Source organism: Frankia sp. AgKG'84/4, from assembly GCF_023242965.2.
In the GTDB taxonomy this organism is placed as follows: Bacteria; Actinomycetota; Actinomycetes; order Frankiales; family Frankiaceae; genus Frankia.
Window position 1 is genome coordinate 1 of sequence record NZ_JALKFU020000333.1, and the last position, 5,788, is coordinate 5,788.

The 5,788-nt window shown below is 69.4% G+C and carries 7 protein-coding genes and 1 CRISPR repeat array; of the genes, 1 reads left to right on the forward strand and 6 read right to left on the reverse strand.

Annotated features, from left to right (window positions below):
• Positions 1–126: 126 nt before the first annotated feature.
• Complete coding sequence (gene istB / locus MXD58_RS18340; RefSeq protein WP_248841301.1) at positions 127–903, forward strand: IS21-like element helper ATPase IstB; 777 nt, start codon at positions 127–129, stop codon at positions 901–903.
• Between the two features lie 58 nt (positions 904–961).
• Positions 962–1,366: a CRISPR direct-repeat array (repeat unit 37 nt; unit sequence GCAGCGCCGGGGGCCCGCCCCCGGCGAGGATCGCAAC).
• A gap of 515 nt (positions 1,367–1,881) precedes the next feature.
• On the opposite strand, the gene MXD58_RS18345 is transcribed toward istB, so the two are convergent.
• The 6 genes from MXD58_RS18345 to MXD58_RS18370 form a co-directional block, all read right to left on the reverse strand.
• A complete protein-coding gene (locus tag MXD58_RS18345) occupies positions 1,882–2,361 on the reverse strand; it encodes a hypothetical protein (protein WP_248841302.1) in 480 nt (159 codons plus the stop codon).
• Positions 2,362–2,438: 77 nt separating this feature from the next.
• A complete protein-coding gene (locus MXD58_RS18350; RefSeq protein ID WP_250609627.1) occupies positions 2,439–3,494 on the reverse strand; it encodes a NucA/NucB deoxyribonuclease domain-containing protein in 1,056 nt (351 codons plus the stop codon).
• A 142-nt stretch (positions 3,495–3,636) separates the two neighbouring features.
• Positions 3,637–4,356 carry a hypothetical protein gene (locus MXD58_RS18355; RefSeq protein WP_248841304.1) on the reverse strand — a complete coding sequence of 240 codons (720 nt, stop codon included), beginning with the start codon at positions 4,354–4,356 and terminating at the stop codon, positions 3,637–3,639.
• A gap of 31 nt (positions 4,357–4,387) precedes the next feature.
• Positions 4,388–4,594, reverse strand: a complete 207-nt coding sequence (locus MXD58_RS18360; protein WP_248841305.1) for a hypothetical protein — start codon at positions 4,592–4,594, stop codon at positions 4,388–4,390.
• Positions 4,591–5,205, reverse strand: coding sequence for a hypothetical protein (locus MXD58_RS18365; protein ID WP_248841306.1), 615 nt, complete (start codon positions 5,203–5,205; stop codon positions 4,591–4,593). The genes MXD58_RS18360 and MXD58_RS18365 overlap by 4 nt, the downstream gene beginning before the upstream one ends.
• The coding region (locus tag MXD58_RS18370) for a PHP domain-containing protein (RefSeq protein WP_248841307.1) at positions 5,202–5,788 on the reverse strand (587 nt) is incomplete at its 5' end. The genes MXD58_RS18370 and MXD58_RS18365, both read right to left, overlap by 4 nt.

Consider the following 5,788-nt stretch of genomic DNA (forward strand, 5'->3'; position numbering starts at 1 on the left):
CGTCCGGGCGATCCTCGACGCCGGCCCCGGCCTGCCTCAGCCCCGACCCGCCGGCGGCCCGCTGCCCGGCGTGCTGCCCCCGGTCGCGACCCGGCCGTTGTCCGCCTACGCCCTGACCGAACTGTCATGACCACCACCGCCCCGCCGCTGGCGGCTGACCTCGACGCCGCACTACGCCGGCTACGCCTCGGCGCGATACGCCGCCTAGCCCCCGACCTGCTGATCACCGCGAAGACCCAGCGGTGGACACCGGAAGAGGTCCTGCGGACTCTCCTCGACGCCGAGATCACGTCCCGGGACGCCTCCAACACCGCGAACCGACTCAAAGCCGCCGGATTCCCCGTCCTGAAAACCCTCGACGAACTCGACCGGACCGTGTCCACGATCCCACCCGCCACCCTGGACTACCTGGCTAGCCTCGCATGGATCCGCGCCGCAGAGAACGTCACGCTCGTCGGTCCCGCCGGGACCGGGAAGACCCACACCCTCATCGGCCTGGGTGTCGCCGCTGTCCACGCCGGCCACAAAGTCCGCTACCACACCGCCGCCGACCTGGTGGAAACCCTCTACCGCGGCCTCGCGGACAACAGCGTCGGCCGGATCATCGACACCACCCTGCGCAACGACCTGATCATCATCGACGAGCTCGGGTTCGCCCCGCTGGACGACACCGGCGCGCAACTCCTGTTCCGGCTCGTCGCCGCCGCCTACGAACGCCGCGCGCTCGCGATCGCCTCCCACTGGCCGTTCGACCAATGGGGCCGCTTCCTCCCCGAACACACCACCGCCGTCAGCATCCTCGACCGGCTCCTCCACCACGCCACCGTCATCGCGACCAAAGGAGAATCCCACCGGATGCGCCAAGCCCGCCACAGAGGAGGCACCCACCCCCAAACACCCTGAAAAACCCCGAGGAACCGGGGACTTTCACCTGGCCACCAGCAGGGACCAAAAACTGGCCGTTGACACGGGGGCCCGCCCCCGGCGAGGATCGCAACCATCTGATGTGCCCCGATGACGAAACGGTGCTCCAAGCAGCGCCGGGGGCCCGCCCCCGGCGAGGATCGCAACCACGAATTCTAAGCGGGCTAACGGCGAGGCTAACTTCCGCAGCGCCGGGGGCCCGCCCCCGGCGAGGATCGCAACATCCCCGTCGGCTCCTGGATCGGCCGCCTGAACGCCGGCAGCGCCGGGGGCCCGCCCCCGGCGAGGATCGCAACGACCTGTCGCTCGAGCACGCGGTGTGGGATGTCGCGCAGCGCCGGGGGCCCGCCCCCGGCGAGGATCGCAACATCGTCAACCTGACCGTGCGGCCGGCGCTCGCCGAGTGCAGCGCCGGGGGCCCGCCCCCGGCGAGGATCGCAACTCGTGGTCCGGTCCGCCTGGGAACATGTTGTCGTACGCGCAGCGCCGGGGGCCCGCCCCCCCGGCGAGGATCGCAACTGTGCATCAGTGCTGGTCCACGGCCCGGACAGCAGCAGCGCCGGGGGCCCGCCCCCGGCGAGGATCGCAACTTGCGGGGGAAGCGCGTGGACCACTGGTCTGGCTATGAAGGTGGAAGTGGGATCTGGCGCAGATCTTGTTCTCACTTGCAAAGCCAGGCGAGGATCGTCTCGCTGCGCGGCAGCGCCCCGCGAGAGCGTGCCCGCGTCATCGAGGCCTACGGTCGGGCGTTTCCGGGGTCGCGCGATCGTGCTCAGGGGCCGGTGGATGGGCGCCGCTGGAGCTGGTCTCGATCTACCGGCCACTCGCGCGAGCCTGGTCGGCCCCCACGGGGACCAAGCCCGCGCGGCGTCGGCCGAGCCGAGAAAAGCAGCGCCGACGGTGTGGCGGTCGCCGCGGGGCGTTGGCTCTGCCAGTTCGGCGGAGGGCCCGTCTCGGTCATTCGCCCCAGAACTGGATCAGGTAGGTCTCGGTGCCATCTGGCACCTCGAAGGTCTCCGCGAGGGCCCGCCGCGCCTCGGTCCGGCCCCACGAGTACGCCCGAGCTTGGTACCTGCCAGGCGAGGGCAACGTCAGGCGCTCGGTCACGGACGCCGGGCCTGTGGTGAGAGTGTCGAGAAGCAACTTGCCGGAGGTTGCCGTGAAGTCGAAGTCCTCGGTCAGCTCCCACCCGTCCTGGCGCGCCGGCTCGCCGCGCCACGACTCCAGACGCGCACGCGCGACGTGGTTCTGCGCGTTGCTTCCTACGCAGATCCAATCCACACCCACACGCAGGAGTTCCTCCGCGGCGAGGGGCGGCTCGGGCGCCGGCACCGCCGAATTCGTCAGCCAGGCCATGCCTTCGTCCTTCACCAGCCATTGGCTGTACTCGACGTCGATCTCATCCTCGTAAGCAGCAAGCAGCTCAGGCTTGTCCATGGCAACCATCATGGCAGAGAGCACGGCTGGCGCATCGGTCAGTCCCGACGCGCCAGCCGCGGGCCACTCGCGTGCGTTTACCGAGGGACGGCTACGTGGTACTCCTCGCCCTCCAAGACCCTCAGATCGGTATAGAACTTGCCGAGCGTACTTCCTGCGCTCCGATTATCACCGAGTCGCACCGGCAGGGCCGAAAAGCGTTTGTCGCCCTTGGCCGCGCCTTCCTGCGAGGACTCGAAAGGGAACTCGTCGCAGTCATTCCCCTTACTCACATAACTGGGGTCGATCGATCGGCATACCGCCGCGGCAGCTCGATTATTCGCCCGGTTCTTACTCTTGGAAGTCTGACGATGCAGCACCGAGGGGATCGTTTTCTTGCCGGCATCGCTGCCGAGCCACAATGGCTGTGTCGAGGTCGGCTTCGTGAGTGCCAGCCGGATATGCGCGATGGTGTCCTTGGCGTTCGGCTGCAGCTTGGCGTCATAGGTCAGGGTCGGGTGAGTCTGCGGAAAAACACATCCGGGAGTGTTGCCGGCGTTGATGTAGGAGGCGGAGTCGCACCGGAAGGCCGTACCTGTGGACTCCTTAGCCAAGCGACCACCGTCCAGGAGGAAGCGGGGGTGGAAGGCGTGATTGGCGACCTTGTCGACTCCGGTGCCGAGACCGGCCGTGAAGTCGAAGGTCGTGTTGCCGTTGTCCCTCCACCCGGACAGCAGAGCGGCGCGTCCGTTGGTCACACCCGTTGCGGTACAGCCGGTGCAAGGAAGCTCGACGTCGAGCAGGGCGTTCGCCAAGGTTCCGGTGGCGCTGATCGGCCGGATGTACATGTCGACGTGCACGCTGAGGTCGGTCGGCGAAGTGGTCACTCCGATGGCGACCGCGGCCTGCACGGCTCCCGCCTGGCCGCCGCCGGTTTCACCGGCTCGGATGATCGAGTTTCGACACCACTGGTTTCGCGTGCGATACCAGCCAGCGTCCGTGTACGCGTTGTTCGACGCGCCCTTGGCGAGGCATGCCTGGATGAGCGGAGCTGGCGCGGGGGCAGCGGATGCTGGCGTCGCGCCGAGCCCAGCCAGAAGCGAAGCGCCCACGACGGCAAGGATGGCAAAAGTCGATCTTCGGCGGCGCCGCATGGAGTCAGATCCTCCCGTTGTGTCCGTGTCTCAAACGGGGAGAAGCTAAGCGAACTCGAACAGTTATGGTCAAGGCGGATAAGATTACTACCTGTGACCTAAATGGTGTGTTCATTGACTGCTTGTTCGCAAGAACGCCTGGTCAAGCTAGGCGCAGACGGTAGCTACCTGTAATCATAGGGTGACAATAGTCACACCGGTTTGCCAAGGAGCGCTCGCACTCAGCCTGCGTCGCTCCTTTTGGCGGCCGTACCGTCGAATGAAGGAAATCGCCCAGAGCCGGATCGGGTGGTAAACACACCGGGTGCCCGGTCAGTCGGACTCTAATTACCTCGTCCGAGGTGAACTGGCCGTCGCTGGCCCGCGTGTTGAAGGCGACCGCGAGGCGGCCGCTCGTCGCCGAGCACGTGGACTGCCGGGTGGGAGTCGGCCGGCCGTCGAGGACGATGCCCGCTTGGACTGTCGAGCTGATCGTGACGGGTGGGAGGGCGCCCGTCTGCCCGCGCCGGTGGTACTCCGACCAGGTCGCGGCGAGTACGGGTGGGATGACGGTGACTGGGATTTCCGGGACGTGGCGGGTGACGAGCTCCCGCCACGCCGCGGCTGGCTGGGCGGTCACGAGCGCGACGGCGTCGATGGCGGTGGTGGCGACCTCGGTGAGCATCGCGGCCACCTGTTCCCGGTAGAAGCCGGCCACCTTCGGTGCGGGCAGGGGGATGAGCCGGGGGCGCAACGTGTGGATCGTGGGCTCGGTGGGATCGACGAGGGCGTTGAGCACCTGGCCGGCCGTGATGGAGATGACGTGCACCCGCCTGCGACCGGTGTCGCCGACGCGGGAGGTCGCGCCGACCAGCGCGGTCATGCCGTGCTCCAGCCGACGATCATCAGGAGGGTCATCGGCTGGGCCTGCGTCGCCTGGTCGCGGGGAGCGCGGCCTGGTAGCCGGCGGCGAGGAAGCCCACCCGCATAGTCCGCGCGGCGAAGGCCGTCAGCTGCGCGGGGGTGAGCGTGCGGGGGTCCGGGGCTGCCGCTTCGGACTGCCGGCTGATCGAACGGTCCTCACCCGTCCGCGGATCTCGATCTCCTGCTGTAGGCGTCATCGTGACCTCCCCGTGTCGAATCGATCCTGGGCGGCCTGCTCCAGCACGCTGGTGACGGCGGATCTCAGCGCGGCGCTGGCGTTCACGGGGACGATCAGCCAGTCGGCGTCGCGGACGGCCCGCAGCCAGTACGGGCCGAGGGGCCGCACACCAGCCGTGTCGCTCTGCCACAGCTGGGCCGCGCTCATCTGGCCGAGGCCCACAGCGCACCGGCCATCGACATCCCTTCGCAGGGCGCTCCACACGTCCGCGACGGTGGTCGTGGCGACGGTCGTGGACGGGTCGCGATGGTGCAGGGCCTGGCGTAGCTGCGTCGCGGCCTGCGCGTGCGTCGCATAGACGGTGACGGTCGTGCACCCCCCGACCCGGGCGGGCGGCGCCGGCGGCCATGCCAGCAGGGCCACATACAGTGCCAGCCCGAGACACAGCCCCAGGATCATCAGGGCGGTGTCCTCCTCGGCCAGCTCGCGCCGGTCCGTCGCCTCGAGCCCGGCATCCTCGAGGTGGGTGGCGAACCAGGGGGGCGCGCCGCGCAGGCGCCGGCCCAGCCGCCACGCCAACCAGCCCAGCGCGGCGGCCGGCGCTCCCCGCACCACCCAGATGATGATCACCTGGAGGTGATGGGGGTGGCGCCGAGGGCGAGGATCCGCGCGTACATGTCGCCGGTGGTGGTGTCCGCGCCCAGAGGGTGGGGTGAGGGGTCGCCGCGGAAGCCGCTGCCGCCGGTCACGATCAGACCGAGTTGCCGGGCGAGGTCGCGCAGGTGGCGCCGTCGGGCGGGCCCGGCGTCGGGCCGGTCCACCTCGATCCCGGCCAGGCCGAGGCTGGTCAGGCCGGTGAGGTGCGCGGCGGTGATCTGCGGGCCCCGGCCTCCGCGCGGGTAGGCCAGGATCGCCACGCCGCCCGCGGCCCGGACCACCCGTAGCGCCTCGGACACCGTCGGGCGGGCCTGGGGCCGCCAGTACAGCCCGCCGTGGCCGATCCACTCTGGGGTGAATGCGTCTCGCGGCGTGGTGATTAGTCCCGCGTGGACTATCTCGGCGGCGATATGCGAGAGGTCCGGGGATCGGCTTCCGGCCCTCGCCGCGACATCCTCCCACCGGATCGGATGGCCTCCGGGGGTGAGTCCCACTGCGTGGTGTAGATCGGGAGCGGCTGGTTGATCGTCCGGGGTGCGGGTGTGTCGCTCCGAGA